Origin of the sequence: Trichococcus palustris, assembly GCF_900114465.1 — a bacterium.
Classification (GTDB): domain Bacteria; phylum Bacillota; class Bacilli; order Lactobacillales; family Aerococcaceae; genus Trichococcus; species Trichococcus palustris.
This window is the reverse complement of the sequence record NZ_FOTD01000009.1, coordinates 60,121-83,774: the sequence shown is the minus strand read 5'-3', so window position 1 is coordinate 83,774 and position 23,654 is coordinate 60,121. Positions and strand designations below refer to the sequence as shown.

Genomic DNA, 23,654 nt, shown 5'->3' with positions numbered 1-23,654 from the left:
AAAGGGAGGGAGCGAGCCAATAATCGTTTGCCCCTTACCATCCTTTACGCAATGTTGTCCGTGAAATGTATAGAAGCCGAGACACAAGTCCCGGCTTCTATACTCCCTTATCATTTCATTAAATGTATTGCAATACTTTGTCTGTTTGGTAGGCTTTGTCGATTGTCCCGCCGCCGAGGCATTCCATGCCATCGTAGAATACGACCGCCTGTCCGGGCGTAATGGCACGGACGGGCTCCGCAAACTCGACTCTTGCAGTTGTTTGGTCTTCGTTCAGATAAACCGTAACAGCTGTATCTTTTTGGCGATAACGGAATTTCGCCGTACAGGTGAAGACAGCCGGCATTTTTTCATCCGAAGTGAAGTGAATATCCGTCGCATCCAATCGGTCAGCATAGAGCTGTTCATGATGATAGCCTTGGCCCACATATAAGGTGTTGGTCGTCATATCTTTGCCGATGACAAACCACGGATCGTCCGATTCGCCGCCGCCGCCGATGCCCAAGCCTTTTCTTTGACCGATGGTGTAATACATCAACCCAGCATGATCCCCCATCACTTCGCCCGTCAATGTGACCATTTTGCCCGGGATAGCAGGAAGGAAATTCGTCAAGAATTGTTTGAAGTTCTTTTCTCCTATGAAGCAAATGCCGGTTGAATCTTTTTTCTTCGCGGTTGCCAAACCGGCTTCTTCCGCAATGCGGCGGACTTCCGGTTTTTCCATCCCCCCCAGCGGGAACATCGCTTTCGACAATTGCTCCTGGGATAATTGATTCAGGAAATACGTTTGATCCTTGTTGTTGTCGACACCTCTCAATAGGTGCGCCTTGCCGTTTTCGTCTCGTATCACTTGCGCGTAGTGTCCGGTCGCCACATAATCCGCGCCCAAATCCATCGCGTAATCCAAGAACGCTTTAAATTTGATTTCCTTATTGCACATGACATCCGGATTTGGTGTCCGCCCTTTTTTATATTCGTCCAGGAAATATTGGAAGACTTTGTCCCAATATTCCTTTTCGAAGTTTACGGAATAATAGGGGATTCCGATTTGTTGTGCAACCGCCTGAACATCCTTGTAGTCCTCTGTCGCCGTACAGAAACCAAATTCATCCGTATCATCCCAATTTTTCATAAAAATACCGATAACGTCATACCCTTGTTGTTTCAATAACAATGCTGTGACAGAAGAATCAACGCCTCCGCTCATCCCCACCACTACACGTGTTTTTGAATTGTCTTGCATATCTGGCACCATCCTTTCTGTCATTCGTGCACATTATATCCGCTTACCATTAATAAGTGTTTATTTATACAAAGTAATATATTACACCATCTACCCGCATAATTCAAGCACGCTATCCTTAACCTTATCATTTTACTACAAATTTTTATTATAGCAATCGCGCGATAAGGATCAGGAGCACTTGATGCAGCGGATAATAGGCATAGCCGAGCCATTTCGGCAGCGGCTTCATCTCCATCTTCAGGGGCAGCAACATCGGAACGATCGCCAGCAAAGGAAATGCCTGCAGGGACGGCAGCTTCAAAAGGTTGACCAGCAGGAACAACCCGGCACCGATTCCCATGTTCTTCTCGCTCATCACGTAGATGCCATATTCAGTGAAAAGAATATTGAAGTAATTCCCTGTCATCGCGGTTGATGGGCATGGTGATAAGCATGCCCATCAACTATTCCCGGAAATCCCTCATCACTTTCACGCCCTACCGTTGTGTACAAAAAGCAAGGGAAGGCGATCCGCCCGACTAGCCGCAAGAACGGAAAGGACGGAAAAAGATAATAGCCGATGTGGTCGATCGTCATCCTGATGATTGCAAGCCCTTTGATGGCATTGGTTCTTTGATTGATTTCCAATAAACCACCTCACTTTTCCTTACATTATAACGCATGGCACTGCGCTTATTTCTATATCGAAAAAAAAAGGGGGCTGGGACAAAAGTCCTAGCCTCGTTCGCATTTCCTAACACTTAATCGTAAACGTGTTCTGAATCCCAGAAATCTCCGCCTAAGTTGACTACCACACGCGGACAAAGAACGTCCGCTTCGTGTTAGTCCTCTTAGTGCTCGATTTCTAAACGGGGTTCATCGCACTCTCCTAAAACGTGTTCCAAAAAACAGACCCGAATCACTGGAGCGAATAAGCGGAGGATGGTCGCAGACCGTCTGAGCATTATTCGTGAAGTGACTTCAGGTCTAAACGCTTTTTGTCTCACGCTCTTTCTTCCGCACCTATTATTCTTGAACGAATTGAACGGTTCCTTCGGAAAATGCCTGGATGCGCGCCAAGGAATACACATCCATCCCTTGTTCTTCCAAAATTTTCCTACCTTTTTGGAAAGATTTTTCGATGACGATACCGACACCGGCAATTTCAGCTCCCGCTTGTTTGCAGATTTCCATAAGCCCGTTTGTGGCTTGCCCGTTTGCCAAAAAATCATCGATGATCAGCACTTTATCGTCTTTCCCTAGATATTGTTTTGATATGGTGATTTCATTCGTAACATCCTTTGTGAAAGAGTAAACGGTTGCCGAATAAAGATTATCCTTCATCGTCAAACTCTTTTGTTTGCGAGCAAAAACAACGGGAACGCCCAATGCCAAACCCGTGAATACCGCCGGAACGATCCCGGATGTTTCGACCGTCAATACTTTCGTGATGTTCTTCCCTGCAAAATAACGCGCAAATTCATTCCCTAATTCTTGCATCAACACTGGATCGATTTGATGGTTTAAGAAATTATCAACTTTTAATACATCATCACCCAATACAACGCCATCTCGCAAAATGCGATCTTCAAGTAACTTCATAAATATCCCCCTCATTGGTTTATCCTATTTTTCCGCTGATAAAACATGAGCGGTAACCCGCTCTTTTCTTTTCCTTTAAGTAAAAAGTCATTTAAAACAATACAAATAATCTCCGATAAAGTCAATTATTATTTAGAAATTGTTCGATAAATGAGTAATTTATCATCTAAAAAGCGAACGATTCAAGGCGCGAATCGTCTTTCATGCGAACATCCCCTAAATACGAAAAGACTGCCGAGCATACAACAACATCGCATGCTCGGCAGTCTCTATTTTCCTGCTTCGCTTTTCGCAACAGGTTTAATCCACATATTTTTGGGTTCCGTTATTCATCCATGCGTACAACAGACCGATGAGCAATCCGCCGCCGATGTAGTTTCCGATGAAAGCGAACAGCCAGTTCCTCAAGACGCTTACGATTGTCATGCCCGTTACCGGGCCGCCATTTGCGAAGAACGCCAAACTGAAAGAGGCAAAGTTGGCGATAACGTGTTCGAAGCCTAGGAAAGCGAAGATGAAAATGATGAAGATGGTAGAGAACAGTTTCCCTGCATCGTCCTTCATATGTCCGCTTACAAAAACAGTTGTATTGACGATGACGTTGGCGAAGATCCCTTCAGAAACCATTTGCAGAGGCGTTTTTGCCAGTTTACCCTCGACGGCGTGGAACAAGAAATGTTCTGCCGGCAAAGCTTGGAAAACATTTGTCAATGACATGATGTAAGAAGCGATTACACCGCCTATCAGATTGAATAAGATACAAGAGAATAAGATCAGTAAAGCTCTTTTAGGGGCCAATACTTTACGGTATACGGCGGCCGTCATATACATCATGTTCGAAGTTCCCAATTCTGTGTTCATATAAGTAATCATAACCAATGACCAAGCAAACATGAAGGAATAGAAAAATTTACCGCTGCCTGGAAGCATATGTTCGGCTTTTTCAGCGACCATTACTGCGATAGCTGTCCCCAGCGTCAAGAACATCCCTGCAAGCATACATCTGATAAAATATTTCAACTTGGAAGTCTCGATCAGATCCGACTTCTTAAGGGCGCTTTTATCGATGATATCCATTACAGCACCTTGATATTTTTGTTCCACTTTTATTCATCTCCCGTGTTCTTTGTGCGATTCTGAATAAGTATATCATATTTCGCCAAAAAAGGAATGAAAAAAATAGGTTTTTATATCATTATATTATAAAAATTATGACCTATTAATTATTACATTTCAAATCGCCTTCCCCGCCGTCAACCCGATAAGTCAAAAAATACAAGCAAATTGACGCAATCAGCCATTTTACACTAAAAAATACCATGCAAAAAAATGAAAAACCGGGCGTAGGAAAAATACTTTTCCTACGCCCGGTTTTTGGTTCGCCAACAAATTACTGATTGCACATACTTTATTATTCGGAAATAACCATCAGGACGCCTCTTTCAACCAATCCATCCAGAATGAATTCCAGCTGTTCTCTTGCGTCTGCCATCGTTTCTTTCCCGTAGACATCGACCGTCTTTAAGCCATTACTGGTTGTTGTGGAAAGCTTCAACGTCTTCAAATCATCCGAAACGACAATCTTGACCTTTAACCCCTGCTTGTTCAACGTATTTGTATCCAGATCGCGTACAAACTGAAAATTGCCGGATTTCGTTTCTTCAAAACCATTGTCACGCAACGTATAGCGTTTTACTTGCTCATTCATTTGGAACTTTTTCCCTGATCCTTTTAAAGTTGTTACTTTATCAAATGCCATTTCATGCCCTCCAAAGATAACGTTTTCTCTATCTTAACACATTTTTTAGGCTGAGAAACTAGTTGTTCCCGTATTGTTTCGCGTATATGCTTGCCAGCAAAGCGATGAACGTGTCGATTTCTTCTTTTGTGTTAGCCTTGCCGAAAGAAATGCGGAGCGATTCTGCTGCGCGCGGATTTTCTTTGCCGAACATCGCTTCCAGCACATGGCTAGGTTCCAAGCTGCCGGCTGTGCACGCGGAGCCCGCAGAAAGCATGATTCCCTTGAGATCACATTGAATCAGCAGTTTGTCGGAGCGCATACCCGGCAACCACATATTCAATATATGCGGTACCCCGTTCGGATAATCCCCATTGATCTGGAAAGGTATGCCAGCCTTTTCCAGTGAAGAAAGAAAATAATCACGCAGGTCCCTTTTACACTGATTCGCTTCGCTGCGATGCAAAAGCGTCATTTCGACCGCTTTCGCAAAACCGCGGATATAGGGTGTATTTTCTGTCCCCGCCCGGTGATTGTTTTCTTGACTGCCCCCATGAATATAGTTGGGGAGATGCAGGTCGCTCCTTCTGAACAGAAACCCGATTCCCTTCGGCCCATTGATTTTGTGCGCCGACACGGACAGCAAGTCGATATGCTGCGCATCCACGTCTATTTCTTCGCTTCCGAAAGCCTGAACGGCGTCGGTATGGAATAAGATATCCTTTTCAGCCAACAACGTCCCTATCTCAGCAATCGGGTTGAGTGTCCCCACTTCGTTGTTTGCATACATGATGGAAACCAGAATGGTGTCTTCGCGCAGTGCGTTTTCCAGGTCCGAAATCGCAATATTCCCTTTCTCATCGACAGGCAGGTAGGTCACCTCGAACCCCATCGTTTCCAGATAAGCCATCGGATGCAGTACGGAATGGTGCTCCACCGCCGAAGTGATCAGATGCTTCCCTTTCGCACGCAAAGCCAGAGCCGTAGCGATGATTGCCGTGTTATTCGATTCGGAGCCACAACTCGTCATGATGATGTCGGCTGGGACCGCATGGATGGCGTTCGCGAAAATCCTGCGCGCGTCTTCGATATGTCTCCTTGTTTCTCTACCTATCGTGTAGGTGCTGGAAGGATTTCCGAAATCAGCCAGCAATGATTCTCGTATGACTGCAATAACTTCGGGGTTTACCGGTGTCGTTGCGGCATGGTCAAAATAAATCAAATTTATTCCTTCTTTCTTTATTAAGCAACGAAATAGCCTTGGAGCCACTCCGTCAACCGTTTTTCTATTTCCTTCTCGGCCGGCATCGCTAATCCATCCAGATTTTGTTTTGCCTGTTTTAATAATGATTTTGCTCTGCTCATATCCACTTCAACGAAGAAAGCATAAGCAGCTTCGACTCTTTTACTTGTATTCCACTGCTGCTTCAACACCAGATTTTTTTGGATTTTGGCATATTTTTCTTTTGCCGCCTGTTTTCTGCCGAAAACGGCGTCACAGAACAAAGATTCCACTACAAAGATTGGCCAATAGGCTGAACGGGTGACCGGTCGGTTCGCCGCAAAGGATTGCAGCAGACGGTCTGCTCCCTCAAAATCAAGCACCCCCAGCGCCTTTAAATAGGCGGCCATATATAAAAAGTCCGCCAAGTTCGTCTTTAAATACCGCCCCTCCGCCAAAGGCAGAAAGTATCGGTCCGGCAGTTCAGTGAACGTGGCCCCCTCTTCAAACAAGGCGGCAATTTCCAATTGGTAGAACAATAGTTCTTTCGCTTCGGCGGAACGGCTGGCCTGACTGACAATCGCACCGTCATTTTGACCATATGGCCAACTGTTCGACAGAGCCATCCAGAGGGGAACCAGGCTGAAGATCACCAGAATGATGCCCCGTTCCGGCGCCAAAAGATAGGCGCAGCCATAAAGGATGATGCCGGTCAGCCCGTTCATCATGACGCCGCCCAGCAGATAGAGTTTAAAGGGCTTCTCGGCATAGCTCCCTTTCGGCGGCGGAGACATCAGGCATTGCCCAGCGATAACGGTAGGCCCGGATTGGATGTAGGTTATTTTTTTATTTTTCTCATTGTATACGAACTTCTTCACCTGGAAACTGAGCAGCTGATAGCCGGTTAATTTCCCGAAAAGGTAGTGGCCGCCTTCATGCAGAATCAGATGGACATACCAGGAATACCTCAGAAACAATAATAAAATGAAGAAGACATATAGTTCGTATTGCGAAAGCAACGCCCCTATGGCCGTGCCGGTCAGGCGCAGATAGGATTCGACCAGGGCGACTGCAAAGATGATAGGCGACAACGTGCGTAGTATAGTCTTCATGGCATTTCCTCCTACAATCTTTTACAGAAGCATTTCGGGGAATAACAAACGCAGCACATCCATCGTCAGGCGACGGCTTTCCCCCTGATAAGGATAGATGTGGATCAGCATTGCAGGATTAAAGTTCGCCTCAATCACCCCGTAGCCCGGAGCTTCTTTCGTGGACGGCCTGCTGTAATCGGGAATGATGAAATCCACGCCGCAAACGGCCACCCCAAGGGCTGCAGTCATGTCAACGGCCAATTTCTTGTAACTGTCATCCATCTGATCGGTAAAGTCGATCGAATCCCCTCCGGTGCTGATATTGGAATTATCCCTGAGCCGGACGATTTCCCCGGCTGACGGGATGCTCTCAAACGTATAGCCTTGCCCTTGTATCGTCAATTTCTCGAGTTCACCCATTTCAATGCGTTCCAACGGTGAACGGTGATTTTTGCCGCGCATGCTGTCTTTATTTTTTTCATCCACCAACTCTCGGATTGTGCGGATGCCATCCCCTTTCACGTTGGCGGGAACACGCAGCAAGACGGCTTTTGTTTCATTCCCGATGACAAAGAAGCGGTATTCCGTCCCCTGCAGATAATCTTCGACCAAAATATCTTCATCTTCTTCAAAAGCTATGCGGACGGCTTTTTCATAATTCTCCAAGGAAGCGCCGTCTTTGAAAATGGAAATACCCAGTCCGTAGTTTGTCGATTTCGGTTTGATCACGATGCCCTTGCCGGTGAACAGCGGGTAATCCTTTAAAGCGGCGGAAACGGAATGATATTCGCCGCTGGCTGGGACGGCAAAGCCATTCTCGGCCAGTATTTTCTTGGTGACTACCTTATTTTCCATGATGAGCGGGCCGATATAGCTGTCCTTGGAAGTCATGTTCCCGTTCTTCACATACTCTCTGTGGTTTTGATAGGTCAGGGAGATGAACTGATCGTGACGGTCCAAAATATTTATTTTCAAGCCTTTTTGGATGGCATCGAACAAAAGGATTTGCGTGGATAATTCCATGTCATCAAACCCCCTCAAGGCATAAGGCCGTTTCCAAGCCTCCGCTTTATATTTTTTAGCCAATGCGACAGCCATTTCCGTCAGATCCTGTCCTTCCTTCACTGCAGTGACCATTTGGCCCGCAACTGTCTTCTCAGGATGGTGGAAAGCCGCGCTTTTTTCTTTGACGATTGCAACGATTTCTTCATCGGCATGGATACCGTCCAGCATCTCCAGCATCCCGTTAAGGAAAGCTGTCCCCTCTGCCTGATAAGCTGAAGGAGTAAGAGGATTTTCCAGGGCTGTCCGGTAATTCAGCTGCTTACCGAGAATCATCTGTTCTTCCGTTGCATCTTCGTCCATCCAAAGTAAATACAACAAGAAATAATGGATAAAATGCATGTCTTTTTTATGCATCCCAAATGCAGCGAAGGGATTCAAATCGAACAATCGGAATTCCAGATAAGCAATGCCATTCGTCAACAGGTCACGCGCCCGTTTCACTCCCCGGAAACGGACCGTGGAATAAAATTCTTTTTCCGCCGAAAGTTTTCCGCTTGCGACCATTTCTTCGATATCATTCACATAGGCCTCGATGGAGTCAAAGGAAACGTGGACATCGCCTTTGTTCACATAGCCGTATTGGCTGCTACGGATGCTCCTCGCAAAGTGTTGCAGCGGAAAATCTTTCGTCTCTTCTTTTTCAAAATAGGAGGCATCCGCCGCAATGGATGCACCCATCAAATACGTCAAAATCCATTGGTAACGGAGAAAATTGTGCGCCATTTTAAGGTAAATTTCCGATTGGAAACTTTTGAGCGAAAGAGCGGGCTTTTCGATTTGATAGAGCTCCTTGATCAATGCCGGATCCAGCTCAAAGTTATAGTGGATGCCGCTGACCATCTGTTTCTTGTTCCCGTACACAGAGACCAGGTATTCCCGGTATTGCACATCGGCTTCGCTGTCCAATACCGCGACACGCACCTCATCTGACGCCGGCATAACCGGCGGAATGCTGAGCGGTAAAAGGTATTCATCCTGCGGCAAGGAACGCAACACGACATCATGGATGGCCGTCAACCACTCATACATTTCATCGACCGATTGTGTCGGCGGGGAAATCAATTCGGGTTGGGTTTCGGCAAAATCTGTCTGTATATAAGGATGGAAACTGCGGTTTCCGAATACTGCGGGGTGATTAGTCTTCGCTATCGAGCCTTTGTCTGTTATCCGTTGGCTTTCTTTTTCGATTCCAAAAGAGGCTTTCGAAAATAAAGTTGATAAATGCTTTGATAAAATGATCTCTTTGAAATCTGTCATTATTTTGGTCTCACTTTCTGTATTCCTTTTTTTCAATGTAATCATTATATCTTTTCTACTTGGAAATAGTAAAGGTTGTTGCCCTTGTTTCTTGCGGACATTTTCGGGAAAGGGTTCCCATCAAAAAAAGCATGCGAATATTTGTTCTTTTTCAGAAGCTGAACTATAATGGAGAAAAAAGAAAAGGAGACCAACATGAAACAACCTTTAGCATACCGTATGCGGCCTGCAAATATCGACGAAGTTGTCGGCCAAAGCCACCTGGTCGGCAAAAATAAAATCATCCGCCGCATGGTCGATGCAAAAATGCTGTCCTCCATGATTCTTTATGGACCACCCGGCATCGGCAAGACGAGTATCGCCAGTGCCATTGCAGGCTCCACAAATTCCGCGTTCCGCCAATTGAATGCTGCGACGGATACAAAAAAAGATTTGCAGATTGTTGTGGAAGAGGCCAAGTTTTCCGGGCAAGTCGTCCTGCTCTTGGATGAAGTCCACCGTTTGGATAAACCGAAACAGGATTTCCTTTTGCCCCATCTGGAAAATGGCCAGGTCATTTTGATAGGCGCGACAACCGAAAACCCCTACATCAGCATCAATCCCGCCATCCGCAGCAGGACCCAAGTTTTCGAATTGAAGCCTTTGACGATTGCGGATATCACGATCGCCTTGAAGCGGGCGCTTGCAGATGAGAAAAGAGGCCTCGGCAAAGATAAAATCATCGTAGAAGAAGATGCCCTCCTTCACTTTGCAAGAAGCACCATGGGCGATCTGCGTGGAGCCCTGAACGCTTTGGAACTGGCGGTGCTTTCAACCAAAGCCGATGATGATGGTACGATAACCATTACGTTGGCTATTGCCGAAGAATGCGTCCAAAAGAAGGCACTCGTCCATGATAAAGATGGGGATGCGCATTATGACGTCATATCCGCCTTCCAAAAATCCATCCGCGGAAGCGACGTGGATGCCGCGATGCACTACTTGGCCCGCCTTTTGGAAGCCGGGGAATTACTGATCGCCTGCAGACGGCTGATGGTTTGCGCCTATGAAGACATCGGCCTGGGCAACCCCCAGGCTGTAGCCCGTACCGTTTTGGCAGTACAGGCCGCCGAAAAATTAGGCCTTCCGGAAGCGCGGATTCCGCTGGCGAATGCCGTTGTCGATCTTGCCTTGTCGCCCAAATCAAATTCAGCCTACTTGGCCATGGACAGCGCACTCGCGGATGTACGGGCGGGAAAATCCGGGGCCATCCCCGATAGCCTGCGTGATGCCCATTACAGCGGTGCAAGTAAATTAGGCCGGGGAATCGGTTACCAATACCCGCACGATTTTCCCGACCACTGGGTAAAACAACAATATCTGCCGGACTCCTTAAAAAGGAAGCATTATTATGAACCGGCGGCGACCGGAAAGTATGAGCAGGCATTGGCCAGTCAAATGAACAAGCGCTTCAACAAGGATGTTTGATCAGACATTGGTAGCGTTTAACCCGTTGGTACGATGATGTTTCCCAAAAAAAATGGTTGTATTTCACTTGCCAACCACAGATTAATATGCTACTATACGTATATAGATTTCTGAGGTGTTCGATTTATTCTCAATGTGTTGACCGAACAATTTCTTACTACCTTGGGATCCTGTTTACTCCGGTGGATAACACGCCTTATCATTTGGTAGTTAGAAACTGGGTATTGGAGCCCACCTGCTTATATGCGGGTTCAAAACTAGTAGAATATACACACCGGCACCATCGGATTTCTTATAAAGTTTTATACTTTGGAAGCTACTCTTTGAGTAGCTTTTTTCTTTATGCAGCGTTGATCCTGGCCTTAGAATCAATGCCCAAACATGCCTTGTTTAAATCATATACCCACTAGGAGGATTTCCATGATCGAATTATTGATTGCCCTATTTGCCGTTTTATTGTTGTCCGTCGGATTTTTTATCAGACTGAAGGGTTCCACCGTCTTTGTCCTGAACAGCGAAAACATCAGCGTGGAACAAGCCAACAGAAATCAACGCCTTTTCCAGCGGAGCGGCCTCTTTTACATCCTGCTCGGCCTACTTTGTTTTGTGGCAATATTTCTCAGAACCCCCTTTTTATACGCCCTTTTATTAGTGTTGGCGACGGTCTTTACGGCCTTTTTCAGCCTCCGGCTTGCCGCTGTTTTGAAGGAGCAAAGCAAGTAATCAGGATGACCTTCCCTGTTAGCGCCTTTACATAATTCCCCAAAAGATAGAACACGCTTTCATTTTCGTTTAATGTGGAGTAAAATATACTTGTAAGCGATAATAGTTTAGAGGAGTGGTAAATATGTTTCAAGAATATACTAAAATTTTGATTCCGGTTGACGGATCCCGAGAATCTGAACTGTCATTCCGCAAAGCTGTAGAAGTGGCAAAACGGAACAAAGCAGCAATTATCATTACTCATATCATTGATACCCGAGCCATCCAAACCCCTACTGGGTTCGAAGGTAGCTTCACGGATGAAATCGTTCGTCAGACCAAGACGTTGATGGAAGAATATAAAACCTACGCTTCTAATCAAGGGCTCACCGACGTGGAAACCATTATCGAATACGGATCGCCAAAAGTGATCATTGCCAAGGATCTGCCTGCAGAATACAACGTAGACTTGATCATGATCGGTGCGACCGGGCTGAATGCGGTCGAAAGACTGTTCATCGGTTCCGTGTCAGAATACGTCATCCGCAATGCGCCTTGCGATGTGTTGGTCGTCAGAACCGATCTGGAAAACAAAGCACACCCTAAAAAATAAAATGATACAAAAACCGAGGGCTTCCGCATGAGCGAGTCCACAGAAAAAAACGAAAAGAGAGGACACATCGAAAATGATGTGCCCTCTCTTTTTATGCTTCAATCGCTAGAGATTAGTATTTGTCGCTGAAACGAACTACGTCGCGAGCGATCATTTTTTCTTCATCAGTAGGGATCAATAATACTTTCACTTTTGAATCATCGGTCGAAATGATTCTTTCTACTCCACGTACATTGTTCTTTTCGTCGTCGATTTCGCAACCGAACCAAGAAATGCCGTCGATGATGATTTTGCGTGTCGGTGCAGAGTTTTCGCCGACACCAGCAGTGAAGACAATGGCATCTACGCCATTCATGACAGCTACATATTGACCGATATATTTTTGTATACGGTTATAGAAGATATCCAATGCGATTTGTGCATTCTCATTGCCTTGTTCAGCAGCAGCTTCAACATCGCGCATATCGCTGGAAACGCCGGAAAGACCCAACAGACCTGATTTTTTATTCAGGATGTCAACAAATTCATTGATGTCAGTGATGCCTAATTTGCCCATCAAGTAAGCAATAAGAGAGGCATCGATATCGCCTGAACGTGTTCCCATTGTGATACCAGCTAATGGCGTGAAGCCCATTGATGTATCGATCGATTTTCCGCCTTGAACGGCAGTGATAGAACCGCCATTACCGATGTGGCAAGTAACGATTTTTAATTCTTCGATCGGTCTGCCCAACAATTCAGCTGCACGTTCGGAAACGTAGCGGTGGCTTGTTCCGTGAGCGCCGTATTTTCTTGCTGCATATTTTTCGTAATAGTCCATCGGAATGCTGTATAAGTAATTCACTTTAGGCATTGTTGTATGGAAGGAAGTATCGAATACGGCAACGCTTGTGATTTGCGGAAGCAATTTTTTGAATGCGCGGATTCCGGTTGCGTTAGCTGGGTTGTGCAATGGCGCCAATTCAGCTAATTCTTCGATTTGTTCCAAAACTTTATCGTCTACAAGAGCTGAATCTTTGAAGATTTCTCCACCTGCAACGACACGGTGTCCTACACCGGTAATTTCGTCAAAGCTTTCAATAATGTTCAAAGCCATTAATTGATCCAATAAATTTTGAACGGCAATTTCATGGTTTGCGATATCTTCGGTTACATTATATTTTTGGCCTTCACCGTATTTGATGGTAAAGATAGAATCATTTAATCCGATTCTTTCGATTATTCCGGTTGCAACGACTTCCTTTTCGGGCATCGCGTATAAGGTGAATTTCAAACTTGAGCTACCAGCATTGATAGCGATTATTTTAGACATTTTTTCCGCTCCTTTGAGTTATCTTAGATACTTTTTTTTAAACTATAGTAATTATTATAGCATCTTTAAACTCCAATTGTGGAAAATATCCAGGAAATCTCTCATCTTTTGTGCATTTTTAATGTTCGGGATATCCCCCAAAAGAACTTGTTCAGCTTGGAAAGCGTTCGGACCTTTTTTTTGTACAATAATGATTGATTTTTTCAATCCATCTTTATAGAACAGATCCGAAGGCAAGCTCAGAAAAGCTTGTAAATAGGCGTTTTCATTCAACCATCCTAATAACACAGAACTTTCATCTGTTTCAAAAAGTGTGGAAGGAACAACAAAGATGCCCCAACCGGATTCTTTCAAATATTTCACATTTTGTTCAATTATTAAGAAATGGGTGAAGGAATGACCTTCCGAAAATGACGTTTTGAAGTTTCTCGCACGTTCGTCGACTGGATAATAGCCGATCGGCAAATCCGAAACCATGATGTCCGCTGGTTCGATCAAAAGCTCCTGCAAGCTGTCCGAATGCGTGTAATGGATTTTTTCGGATAACCCCTGCAAAAAGGCGCTGTTCGCCGCCAAGCTGATCAAAAGATCATCATTTTCAACCGCATCGGCCGTAATGGTATTGCCTCTGTTGGCCAGATGTGAAATGACGATGTTCAACAGATTTCCGGTCCCAGCCGCTAAATCGGTAATGTGCAGCGTCGCTTGCTTATCCTTTTTAATGTCTGATATGAAATAGGCAATCAGGTAAGCGATCGTGTCCGGTGTCATCTGGTGATTCATCTGTAATTTATCTTCTTTGGTTGCTTTGATGAATGCCAATTGAATGCCTTTGCGGATAACCTCTTTATCCAGCACCTCAAGGTTCATGTCCTTATAGAAACGATTCAGCTTTTCGATTGTGTCCTCCGAAGGAAGGCCCTCTACTTGCTGCGCTTTCCCTCCGAAGGATAGGTTTTCCAAAGTTTCCGCCAATGCTTCTATGTAAGAAAGTTCAGCTTCCTTTTGAAGTAATGCTATCGCTTCATCCATTAATGTGAATAGACTTTCAACATTTGTTGCTTTCAAATTGTTCACCCTGCTCTTTCCTAAGACTTTGCATGAATAGATCCTATCCCTTGCAAAAAATCAACAAAAAAACCCGCGAAGGAAGTGACTGAGCATTTGCCCCCGCAAGGTTTCTTTTGTGTATGTAATTGGTTAATCGGCAAAAGTACAAGAATTATTTAGCTGTAGGATATACAGAAACTTGTTTTTTGTCACGGCCTAGACGTTCGAAACGAACGACACCGTCAACTTTTGCAAATAGAGTGTCATCTCCACCGATACCGACGTTAGTACCTGGATGAATTTTAGTTCCGCGTTGACGGTATAAAATTGATCCGCCGGTTACTGTTTGTCCGTCTGCACGTTTAGCTCCTAAACGTTTAGATTGAGACTCACGTCCATTGGTAGTGGATCCGCCCCCTTTTTTGTGGGCGAACAATTGTAGATTCAATTTCAACATGTGGTTTGCACCTCCTTATTCAGTAGTACAGTTTCATTTCATTTGTATTGATACATAATCTGGATATGTCTCAGCGACATCCTCCAGCGAATAGAATAGATGCTTCAGTAAAATCTGCGTAATGTATTGCTGCTCTGCTTCCCTTTCGGAAAGTATTTCTGCGTAGAGATACCCGCCTTCATCATCCGCTTCATCAACAAGCATTTGATAACCGGCTAACCGTTCAACACTATTTACAGTTTCGATGGCCAGTACAGAAACAGCGGCGCAGATGATATCTTCGCCTTCCACTCCATACCCGGCATGTCCCGTAATCTCGAAAGAAAGCAGGTTGCCATGATCATCTTTTCTAAATTTTACTTCAATCATGATTATTCACACTCTTATGCGTTGATTGCGTCAATGATTACTTTTGTATAAGGTTGACGATGACCTTGTTTACGGTGTGTATCTTTTCTTCTCTTGTATTTGAAAGTAGTGACTTTCTTTTCTTTGCCCTGTTTTTCAACAGTGCCTTCTACAGAAGCACCTGTTACGAATGGAGCGCCAATCTTAGTTTCTTCTCCACCTACAAATACGATTTCATCAAAAGTTACTTTTTCACCAGCTTCAGCCTCTAATTTTTCAATGTAGATTGCTTGACCAACTTCAACTTTTAATTGTTTACCACCAGTTTTGATAATTGCGTACATATTCTCTGCACCTCCTTATTTTACTTAGACTCGCCAAACGGAGTGCCCTTGCAGGTCTCATGACTCCTATTCGTGCGGTTGTAGCTGTGGTGCGCACATTTACAACATTAATAGCTTATCAAAAATAAACCGCCGAGTCAACAAAAACATTTACAGATTTCGCATTTCGCTTTTGATGGCACGGGCATGGCATTTGCTTCTGCTTGCTTTTGCCCGTTCACCCCTTTATGCAGCGAGACTGTCCTTGAAAGGGCTTAGCTGTGGTGCCAGGACATATGCAAAGAGAGCATGTCGGATAAAGGGGGCATATGCCTTGTACGCAAAATAACCCGATAAAATAGCATTGGCTGCCTATTTCACCGGGTTATTTTTATTTATATTTTTTGCAAGAATCGGCAGTACCGTCCTTCACGTTCAAATATTTTTGAGGAACTCGCTCGAGGAAACGATGCGGGTGCCATACTTTTGTCCAAATTCAGTATCATGCGTCACGATCAGTATACCCGTTCCGTCGGCGGCTATTTGTTGGATCAATTCCCCGATGCTATCGGATGATTCACGGTCCAAAGCTGACGTCGGTTCATCAAAGCAGAGCACACGCGGGTTCAACATCATCGCTCTGGCGATGGCCACCCTTTGTTTTTGTCCGCCGGATAAGGTTGATGGCATGGCCTCAATTTTTTCTGCCAGTCCCATTTTTTCCAACAATGCTTTTGCCTTTGTCGTCAATTCTTCCCGGCTGCCTAATTTTTGTGCAAGCGGCGCTTCCAGCAAATTGTCCAGTACGGAAAGGTTCGGGAATAAGGCATAATCCTGGAACACCATGCCGATTTTATTTTGATAAATACGTCTTTTCTTTCTGTCTGCGTATTCCGCTCCACGCAGACCTTGTTTGCACAGGACGGCATCATCGATGGAAATGGTCCCTTGATCCGCCTTTTCCAGATTGTTGATCAATCGCATCAACGTTGTTTTGCCTGTACCGGATCTCCCCACCAGGACAACAATTTCCTTTTCATCAATTTCAAACGAAAAATCATCGATGACCGGTACATGGTTATAGGCTTTGCTTAAATTCATTGCTTGTAATAACATGACTGCCTGTTCCTCCTTAATAATTCCCCTTTGACTCCGACCAATTCAACAGAACCGTAATGATTGCCGTCACGGCTAAGTACACAACGCCGACAGCAAGGAACGGGACTAATGACGCATAGGTATTGGCGGCGATTTGGCCTGCACGGAGCAATTCCCCTAAACCGATGACGTAAACCAAGGAAGTGTCTTTCACTAATGCAATCACTTCATTTCCGATTGAAGGTAAAACAATTTTTATCACCTGCGGGATGATGATTTTGAAAAAGCCTCTCACTTTACCGATACCCAAAACCGAAATAGCCTCAAATTGTCCCTTCGGCACTGCAGTGATACCGCCACGGAAAATTTCCGCATAGTACGCTGCATAGTTGATGATGAATGCCAGGACGGCTGCAGTAAAACGGTCCAATGTGATGCCCGCCAACGGCAAGCCGAAGAAAACAAACATCAATTGAAGCAACAGCGGGGTTCCCCTCATGATAAAAATATAGATTTGAATCAGAAAACCCAACCATTTCGGCCCGTATACCCGGATGACGGCCACTAAAAATCCTAACGGGATGCTGACCACACCGATGATGAAGAACAGCGTAAGGGACATTTTTAGCCCACCGATGAGTGAAGGCAGTATCGTTTGTAACAAGTCCATTATGTAAACCTCTTTCTGACCATTAATTTTCGTTATTCGCTGTAGAACCACTTATCGTAGATTTTATCGAAGGTTCCATCATTTTTCATTTCCTTCAATGCATCGTTCACGCGCTTTTGTAGATCGGTGTTGCCTAATTTAAAGGCGACCGCCATTTCATCCGAACCGAAGTTATCATCCAATACGCGGTAAATATCTTTGCCGGTCTGTTTGATGTAATAGCGTCCGTATACTTCGCCGACGACAACCGCATCAACCCGCCCTGCTTCCAAGTCGCTGAAGGAATTGTTGTTCGAAGGATACAGAACCAATTCCCCACCCAATTTGTCATAGATTCCCGAAGGATCCGCTTCAATGGCAGCGACGATGCTGGATGATTGCTGCGTGGAAACGATCTTTCCTTCCAGATCGGCTTTTGTCTTGATATCGCTGTTCTTTAAAACAACAATGATCGAGTGGTCTTCCATATAGGTATCGCTCAGCAACACCTTTTCGGCTCTTTCCGGTGTAACGGCATAGCCATTCCATATCATGTCGATGTTGCCGGTGTTCAATTCCGTTTCCTTCATCGCCCAGTCGATTGGCTGGAATACCATCTCGGCGCCGATCCTTTTGCCTGCTTCTTTCGCCAAGTCAACGTCAAAGCCTACGATTTCATTGTTTTCGTCGCGGAATCCCATCGGCGCGAATGTCTCGTCCAACCCAACGACCAACTTTTCCTTTTCAGACGTTGTTGAGGTGGCTGAAGAATCGCTGGTGTCCCCTGCGCCGCAGCCTGCCAAAAGAAACAATCCCATTGCCGTATATAAACCTTTTTTCATCCTTCTCATCGTTCTGCCCACTCCCCTTTATTCAATAAAAAATGCCAACCTTTTCCTGTCGCCGGAACAGCGACAAGCCGTTTCCGCTGCGTTCTGCAAAACGCAGAACAGGCCTCCAAAAAGGAACCTGTCCGAAACGCATTATATCCGGATTGCTTTATTCAGCAAACCATTTGCTGTAGATTTCTTCATATGTTCCGTCTGCCTTCATTTCACTCATCGTCTTATCGATCGCCGCTTTCAAAGCTGTGTCTTCCTTGCGCATACCGACTCCGTATTCTTCTTCGCCGAAATTATCTGCCAACACTTTGTATTTCTCGGCGCCTTTTTGTTTCATGGTATAGCGTCCCAACACTTCATCCACGACGATCGCGTCCGTACGTCCGCTCTCCAAATCATTGAAGACGTCATTGAAGGTAGGGTACAACAGCGGTGCACCATCCTTGAACTGAGCGACGATGCCGGTTGTATCGGCGTTGATGGCATCAACTGATGCCGATCCTTGTTGTGTCGCAACGACTTTACCGGCTAAATCAGCTTTTGTTTCAATCGCGCTGTCAGCCATCGTTACGATGATTTGTTTGTTGCTCAAATAAGGTTCGCTGAAAAGAACTTTTTCTTTGCGTTCGTCGGTGATTGTGTAGCCGTTCCAAAGCAGATCGATGTTGCCGGAATTCAATTCGGTTTCTTTCATTGCCCAATCGATCGGTTGGAAAGTGATTTCAACATTCAGGCGTTTAGCGACTTCCTTCGCCAAGTCTACGTCAAACCCTACGATTTCACCTTTTGAATCTTTGAAACCCATTGGTGCAAACGTGTCATCCAATCCCATAACTAAATGCTCTTTGATTCCCGTTTCAGTCACAGCCGAAGAATCTTCAGTAGAACCATTGCCGCATGCCGCCAACATAGCGGCGGTTGTCATTAATAAGAAAGCTAATTTTTTCATCTTCATTCCTCCAAATGATGTATTTTTTTATTGATGCCGACATTTTTATGGCGGTTCCAAGCTTTTTTCAGGCGCAGCCAAAAAAAAGCCCTTCAACTTCCGTCAGGAAATTAAAGGACGATTGAAATCGTGGTTCCACCTTTTTTTGCAATATCCTCACAGATATCACCTTATAACGTTCCGCTTTGAAACGCCAGTGCTGTAACGGGCACAATCGGGGCAACCTACTCGGGACAAATTTGTCTTTTCAGCTTTCCTGCTCAGAGATGTGTGTTCGCTTTATTCCATTGTTTGCTTACACCGGCCGCAAACTCTCTAAAAATAGGCAAAAGTTACTTTTTCTCTTCCTTGCATTTTTTAATTTAAGACAATAATAACATAGCATTACGGAAAAGCAAGTATTTTGCCGAAAAAATCCTCAGCCACTTCTAATCATGCATCCAGGCGATCAACTTGACCAATGGATAATAACCGACAATAAAAAAGGCGATGTTCAGAACGAGCGTCGGCCCAAGACGGACAGCGGCAAAGGTAGAAAAATCCATCTGCGTGATTCCGACCACGGAATAAAATCCAAAAACAAAAGAATCGACCAGAATAATCGACAGAATGAACAACAGCACGACAACGAACACATTTTCGCTCAAGTGTCTTTGAATACTTTTGACAAGGTAGACCACAACGGAAAAGGCAACGATGTAGACTCCCAAAATGCCCGTATAGTAACTGTCAAAAAGCAAGCCGAATACGATCGCATACACTTGCATCGGCTGCTTCGGAAAATAGAAAGTAAACAGCACGAAGCCCAACAAAACCAGATGCGGAACGAGTGTATAGTCATCATTCAGAAATTGCCTGGCAAAAACATTCAACAGAAAGCCGTCCAACATCAGCAGCAGGTATATGACTAGCGGCAGTAAATAGGTATGATGCAGCGATCTATTTTGCACCATCATTCACCACTCCCACTCAATCGTTTGATGACGGTGACGAATCGGATGTCATAGATTTCCCCGGCCGGCTTGATGGTCACTTCTTTAAACAGACCGTAATTATCCATGCCGATTTTTTCAACGGTACCGATCAATAGCGTGCTCGGAGAAACGCCGCCCAATCCCGACGTTATAACCTTGTCCCCAACTTTTATTTCAGCATCAGGAGGAATCTGAGACATCGCAAGCATTTTCGATTTTTCATCGTAGCCGTTCACAATACCGTGGACCGATCCGCTTTCCGTTTGGATTTCAGCGGAAACGCGATTAGCGGCATCATTCGAAGTTGTCAGCAACAGCACTTTGGAACTGGTCGGATTCACTTCCGAAACGCGCCCGATCAATCCGTTCCCGGCCATGACGGACATATCGATCGCCACACCATCTTCACTGCCTTTGTCGATGACGATCTGGTTCAACCAACTGTCCGGATTACGGGAAACCACGGATGCATTGATTTGTTCATATTCCGATATGGTACTTTTTAAAGCTAATTCTTCCTTCATCCGTTCGTTGTCTTTCTCTAAATCATACACTTTGACTTGCAATTCATAGACGGTATCAATTTTACTTTTCAAAGCCTGATTTTCTTCATACGTATTCATCAGATTATCAACTGAATCAACAAAATTCGCCACTACTTCTGCTGGTTTGGAAAAGATTCTGGCAATGGAACCCGTCACATCGTTTCCTACCTGTTGCGGAACGGATGTTTTTTCTCTTCCATTCGTCAGAGAATACGCTATTAAGCTGATAAAGGTAATCACACTGATCAATAGGACAATCAATTTTTTATTGTTAAAAAACTGATTCACATTGACACCTCATTTCGTACATCACTTTCACATTCATTCCTCTATTGTCTAAATGATTTGCGTTTGTAGACATTTATATTTTTTAATGTTTCGCCGGTTCCGATTGCAACGCAATCCAATGGATCATTGGCTATAAAGACCGGCACTTCCGCTTCTGCGGAAATCACTTCAGCAATGTTTTTCAGCAATGCGCCCCCGCCCGTCAACACGATGCCATGATAGATGACGTCCGCTGATATTTCCGGTGGCGTTTCTTCCAATACTTCCCGGACCGATAAAATGATGCTCTCCACCACATCGTGGATGGCGATGGCCACATCGACCGCATTTATTTCAATTGTCTTCGGCAGGCCATTGACCATGTCCCGTCCGCGGATATCCATCGAACCATAGGCCGCAGCTTTTTCAATATCCGCGCAGCCGATTTCTTTTTTAATGATTTCAGCCGTACGCTCGCCGATCAACAGACTGTATTTCTTGCGTATGTATTGGATGATTGCTTCATCCATCCTGTCTCCCCCTGCACGATTTGACCTGCTGGTGACGATTCCGCCCAAGGAAATGGTCGCAACGTCTGTTGTTCCGCCACCGATATCGACAACCATGTTCCCTGTGGGAGCATGCACTGGCAGACCCGCTCCTACCGCTGCGGCAAAAGGTTCCTCTATGATGAAGGCTTCCTTTGCGCCGGCCGTTCTGGTCGCATCAAGGACTGCCCTTTTTTCCACTTCGGTAACGCCGCTGGGTACGCAAACCATCACGTAAGGTTTGACGAAGGCATTCCCTGTCGCTTTTTGGATGAAATATCTCATCATGGCAACGGTCGTATCGTAGTCGGCAATGACCCCTTCTTTCATCGGACGTGACGCCACAATGCTCCCTGGCGTTCTGCCCAGCATCTGAAAGGCCTCTTCACCGACCGCAAGCACTTCACCGGTGTGGATATTTTTTGCTACGACAGAAGGTTCCCTGAATGCAATCCCTTTTCCGGCAATGAATACGATCGTATTAGCCGTACCCAAATCAATCCCTATGTTTTGTCCTCTTAAATTAAAACTAATCAAGCACTTCTCATCCTTCCGTCTTGCTGACTGCGGATTATCCCATCAATCAAATTCTTTTCTATTTTACCACAAATCAGAACCAGAATAATACCTATGTAACAAAACAAAAAAAGAATTAATAATTGAAAAAATCTGTAACGGGATGGACATCCAAATCGCATCTGCAATGCCTCGGGCATAAGAAAAGCGGTCCAAGCCCGCCCTGCCTCGACAGAAATGTTAAGGAAGCAACGTTCCTTGCAGCCGCCTTGTACTAGTAGTCTAAGGAATGAATTCCTAAGACTAATATGCATTTGAGCATAGCGCGCAATTGCTGAGAGACTAGCGTTTTCAATCGTTTAGTCGAACAGTATGTCTTGAATCGTAAGATTCAAGAGGTTCCTTCATTCGTCACAGTGCGACGTTTGAGGTGCTTCTTGGAATCTTATTTAGGTAGCAAAGATGACAAGAACTCATGCCTTGTCGAACAGTATGTCTTGGCTCGCAGAGCCAAGAGGACCCTTCCTCTTCCCTTCCCAGAGGCAGGCTTGGACCGCTGGACATCATGTGATGGCGTGAAACTTCTTAGAAATCTGTGAAATACTTGCAATGATGCGCTTCTCATATCAAAAAAATTTAAACTTTCTTAGACATCTAAAAAAGGGCCCAGGACTTTCGTCCCGGACCCTTTGTTCATTTAAATATCAGTCGGCTTTTCGTTGCGGAAAATTAGATTTTTTCAACGTTAGAAGCTTGTGGTCCACGGTTGCCGTCAACGATTTCGAATGAAACTGCTTGGCCTTCTTCTAATGATTTGAATCCGTCGCCTTGGATAGCTGAAAAATGTACGAATACATCCTCTCCATTTTCGCGTTCGATAAATCCAAACCCTTTTTCTGAGTTAAACCATTTTACTGTTCCTTTTTCCATGAAAAATTCCTCCTCGTGCAAAGCACTAAAAATTGTTATTCTTGCTTATGGTACGATAGGAATGTTCATGACAAACTTTTCTTTACCTAACAAAAACAATAACATTATTATACACTATATAAGTGAATAACGCAACATCCTGTATAAAAAACGCGATTGGATTTGAATCAGACAATCCCGAACTCCTTCAGGCTGAGATACTGGTTGACCCCGATGATGAAATGATCCAATACCTCGATGCCCATCATTTCCCCGCATTCCACCATCCTGCGGGTGAAAACCAGGTCCGCCTCAGATGGTTCCGGATTGCCGGAAGGATGATTGTGCGCCAGGATGATGCGGGCGGCCGCAAAACGCACGGCTTCACGGAAAATTTCCCGCGGATGCGCCACCGAGCTATTCAGCGAACCGATGAAGATGGTCTTCTTCTTGATGATTTCATTCTTTGTATTCAAGTAGAGCGCGACGACATGCTCCTGCTGCAGGTCCCTCATTTCCTTTTGCAGCAACGATCCGGCGCTTTGGGTCGAGGTGATCGTCCCGCTCTTCAATTGGGTGGCGTTCGCAATCCTGATGCCTAATTCCACACATGCCTTGATTTCGATCGCCTTGGTCCGGCCGATGCCCTTGATCCCCATCAGTTCTTCAACCGATGCCATCTTCAGAGAATACAGATCCTCAAATTCATTCAGCACCCGTAAAGACAATTGGATGACATTGCTGTCTTTCGGCCCGGTCCGCAATACGATTGCGAGCAATTCATGCGTCGCCAACGCCTTCTCCCCGTATTGATCTAAGCGCTCCCGGGGACGGGATGCCTTCGGTACTTCCATCAACAAATTGGTCTCTTGCGCCATCATT

At 45.1% G+C, this 23,654-nt stretch carries 26 protein-coding genes, 1 other RNA gene and 2 other annotated features; of the genes, 4 read left to right on the top strand and 23 right to left on the bottom strand.

The window, feature by feature from the left end:
• Nucleotides 1–118: 118 nt before the first annotated feature.
• From mnmA to gshAB, 9 genes are all read right to left on the bottom strand, one after another.
• Nucleotides 119–1,243: a tRNA 2-thiouridine(34) synthase MnmA gene (gene mnmA / locus BM101_RS07745; RefSeq protein WP_087033410.1), complete on the bottom strand. Its 1,125-nt coding sequence runs from the start codon at nt 1,241–1,243 to the stop codon at nt 119–121.
• Between the two features lie 148 nt (nt 1,244–1,391).
• The gene (locus tag BM101_RS07740; protein ID WP_087033409.1) at nt 1,392–1,652 is read right to left on the bottom strand and encodes a hypothetical protein; all 261 of its coding nucleotides are present in this window, start codon (nt 1,650–1,652) and stop codon (nt 1,392–1,394) included.
• Nucleotides 1,649–1,873: a TraX family protein gene (locus BM101_RS07735; protein WP_087033408.1), complete on the bottom strand. Its 225-nt coding sequence runs from the start codon at nt 1,871–1,873 to the stop codon at nt 1,649–1,651. Before BM101_RS07735 ends, BM101_RS07740 begins: the two co-directional genes overlap by 4 nt.
• A gap of 378 nt (nt 1,874–2,251) precedes the next feature.
• Complete coding sequence (locus BM101_RS07730) at nt 2,252–2,827, bottom strand: xanthine phosphoribosyltransferase (RefSeq protein ID WP_087033407.1); 576 nt, start codon at nt 2,825–2,827, stop codon at nt 2,252–2,254.
• A gap of 300 nt (nt 2,828–3,127) precedes the next feature.
• Entirely contained in the window at nt 3,128–3,904 is a 777-nt protein-coding gene (locus BM101_RS07725) for a formate/nitrite transporter family protein (protein WP_087033523.1), read from the bottom strand.
• A gap of 334 nt (nt 3,905–4,238) precedes the next feature.
• Nucleotides 4,239–4,586, bottom strand: a complete 348-nt coding sequence (locus BM101_RS07720) for a cysteine desulfurase (RefSeq protein ID WP_087033406.1) — start codon at nt 4,584–4,586, stop codon at nt 4,239–4,241.
• Between the two features lie 58 nt (nt 4,587–4,644).
• Nucleotides 4,645–5,793 carry a cysteine desulfurase family protein gene (locus BM101_RS07715; protein WP_087033522.1) on the bottom strand — a complete coding sequence of 383 codons (1,149 nt, stop codon included), beginning with the start codon at nt 5,791–5,793 and terminating at the stop codon, nt 4,645–4,647.
• A 14-nt stretch (nt 5,794–5,807) separates the two neighbouring features.
• Nucleotides 5,808–6,899: a hypothetical protein gene (locus BM101_RS07710; protein WP_087033405.1), complete on the bottom strand. Its 1,092-nt coding sequence runs from the start codon at nt 6,897–6,899 to the stop codon at nt 5,808–5,810.
• A 21-nt stretch (nt 6,900–6,920) separates the two neighbouring features.
• Nucleotides 6,921–9,203 carry a bifunctional glutamate--cysteine ligase GshA/glutathione synthetase GshB gene (gene gshAB, locus BM101_RS07705; RefSeq protein ID WP_087033521.1) on the bottom strand — a complete coding sequence of 761 codons (2,283 nt, stop codon included), beginning with the start codon at nt 9,201–9,203 and terminating at the stop codon, nt 6,921–6,923.
• A gap of 195 nt (nt 9,204–9,398) precedes the next feature.
• Here gshAB and BM101_RS07700 point away from each other — a divergent pair, with 195 nt between their 5' ends.
• The 4 genes from BM101_RS07700 to BM101_RS07685 all read left to right on the top strand — a co-directional run bounded on the left by BM101_RS07700 (nt 9,399) and on the right by BM101_RS07685 (nt 11,985).
• Nucleotides 9,399–10,670 (top strand): replication-associated recombination protein A, encoded by a 1,272-nt coding sequence (locus BM101_RS07700; protein ID WP_087033404.1) that lies wholly within the window; start codon nt 9,399–9,401, stop codon nt 10,668–10,670.
• A gap of 104 nt (nt 10,671–10,774) precedes the next feature.
• Nucleotides 10,775–10,964, top strand: a non-coding RNA gene (gene ssrS, locus BM101_RS07695) — 6S RNA.
• Nucleotides 10,965–11,090: 126 nt separating this feature from the next.
• Nucleotides 11,091–11,393, top strand: a complete 303-nt coding sequence (locus BM101_RS07690) for a hypothetical protein (protein ID WP_087033403.1) — start codon at nt 11,091–11,093, stop codon at nt 11,391–11,393.
• Nucleotides 11,394–11,517: 124 nt separating this feature from the next.
• The gene (locus tag BM101_RS07685) at nt 11,518–11,985 is read left to right on the top strand and encodes a universal stress protein (RefSeq protein ID WP_087033402.1); all 468 of its coding nucleotides are present in this window, start codon (nt 11,518–11,520) and stop codon (nt 11,983–11,985) included.
• Between the two features lie 112 nt (nt 11,986–12,097).
• On the opposite strand, the gene BM101_RS07680 is transcribed toward BM101_RS07685, so the two are convergent.
• The 14 genes from BM101_RS07680 to radC form a co-directional block, all read right to left on the bottom strand.
• A complete protein-coding gene (locus BM101_RS07680; protein WP_087033401.1) occupies nt 12,098–13,297 on the bottom strand; it encodes an acetate/propionate family kinase in 1,200 nt (399 codons plus the stop codon).
• 54 nt (nt 13,298–13,351) lie between these two features.
• Complete coding sequence (locus tag BM101_RS07675; protein WP_087033400.1) at nt 13,352–14,374, bottom strand: class I SAM-dependent methyltransferase; 1,023 nt, start codon at nt 14,372–14,374, stop codon at nt 13,352–13,354.
• Nucleotides 14,375–14,519: 145 nt separating this feature from the next.
• A complete protein-coding gene (rpmA, locus tag BM101_RS07670) occupies nt 14,520–14,804 on the bottom strand; it encodes a 50S ribosomal protein L27 (RefSeq protein WP_068560128.1) in 285 nt (94 codons plus the stop codon).
• 33 nt (nt 14,805–14,837) lie between these two features.
• Nucleotides 14,838–15,173: a ribosomal-processing cysteine protease Prp gene (locus BM101_RS07665; protein WP_087033399.1), complete on the bottom strand. Its 336-nt coding sequence runs from the start codon at nt 15,171–15,173 to the stop codon at nt 14,838–14,840.
• A 14-nt stretch (nt 15,174–15,187) separates the two neighbouring features.
• Nucleotides 15,188–15,496: a 50S ribosomal protein L21 gene (rplU, locus tag BM101_RS07660; protein ID WP_087033398.1), complete on the bottom strand. Its 309-nt coding sequence runs from the start codon at nt 15,494–15,496 to the stop codon at nt 15,188–15,190.
• 16 nt (nt 15,497–15,512) lie between these two features.
• Nucleotides 15,513–15,586 (bottom strand) — a sequence feature (ribosomal protein L21 leader region).
• Between the two features lie 324 nt (nt 15,587–15,910).
• Nucleotides 15,911–16,591, bottom strand: a complete 681-nt coding sequence (locus tag BM101_RS07655) for an amino acid ABC transporter ATP-binding protein (protein ID WP_087033397.1) — start codon at nt 16,589–16,591, stop codon at nt 15,911–15,913.
• A 16-nt stretch (nt 16,592–16,607) separates the two neighbouring features.
• The gene (locus BM101_RS07650; RefSeq protein WP_177194437.1) at nt 16,608–17,243 is read right to left on the bottom strand and encodes an amino acid ABC transporter permease; all 636 of its coding nucleotides are present in this window, start codon (nt 17,241–17,243) and stop codon (nt 16,608–16,610) included.
• Between the two features lie 32 nt (nt 17,244–17,275).
• The gene (locus BM101_RS07645) at nt 17,276–18,073 is read right to left on the bottom strand and encodes an amino acid ABC transporter substrate-binding protein (RefSeq protein WP_087033396.1); all 798 of its coding nucleotides are present in this window, start codon (nt 18,071–18,073) and stop codon (nt 17,276–17,278) included.
• Between the two features lie 148 nt (nt 18,074–18,221).
• Nucleotides 18,222–19,013, bottom strand: a complete 792-nt coding sequence (locus BM101_RS07640) for an amino acid ABC transporter substrate-binding protein (protein WP_218149902.1) — start codon at nt 19,011–19,013, stop codon at nt 18,222–18,224.
• A gap of 110 nt (nt 19,014–19,123) precedes the next feature.
• Nucleotides 19,124–19,371 (bottom strand) — a binding site (T-box leader).
• A 70-nt stretch (nt 19,372–19,441) separates the two neighbouring features.
• A complete protein-coding gene (gene mreD / locus BM101_RS07635; RefSeq protein ID WP_177194436.1) occupies nt 19,442–19,966 on the bottom strand; it encodes a rod shape-determining protein MreD in 525 nt (174 codons plus the stop codon).
• Nucleotides 19,966–20,820 (bottom strand): rod shape-determining protein MreC, encoded by an 855-nt coding sequence (gene mreC / locus BM101_RS07630; protein ID WP_087033393.1) that lies wholly within the window; start codon nt 20,818–20,820, stop codon nt 19,966–19,968. Before mreC ends, mreD begins: the two co-directional genes overlap by 1 nt.
• Before the next feature lie 41 nt (nt 20,821–20,861).
• Nucleotides 20,862–21,881: a rod shape-determining protein gene (locus BM101_RS07625; protein ID WP_087033519.1), complete on the bottom strand. Its 1,020-nt coding sequence runs from the start codon at nt 21,879–21,881 to the stop codon at nt 20,862–20,864.
• A gap of 711 nt (nt 21,882–22,592) precedes the next feature.
• Nucleotides 22,593–22,793, bottom strand: coding sequence for a cold-shock protein (locus BM101_RS07620; protein ID WP_087033392.1), 201 nt, complete (start codon nt 22,791–22,793; stop codon nt 22,593–22,595).
• Between the two features lie 167 nt (nt 22,794–22,960).
• Complete coding sequence (gene radC, locus BM101_RS07615) at nt 22,961–23,653, bottom strand: RadC family protein (protein ID WP_087033391.1); 693 nt, start codon at nt 23,651–23,653, stop codon at nt 22,961–22,963.
• Nucleotide 23,654 lies beyond the last annotated feature (1 nt).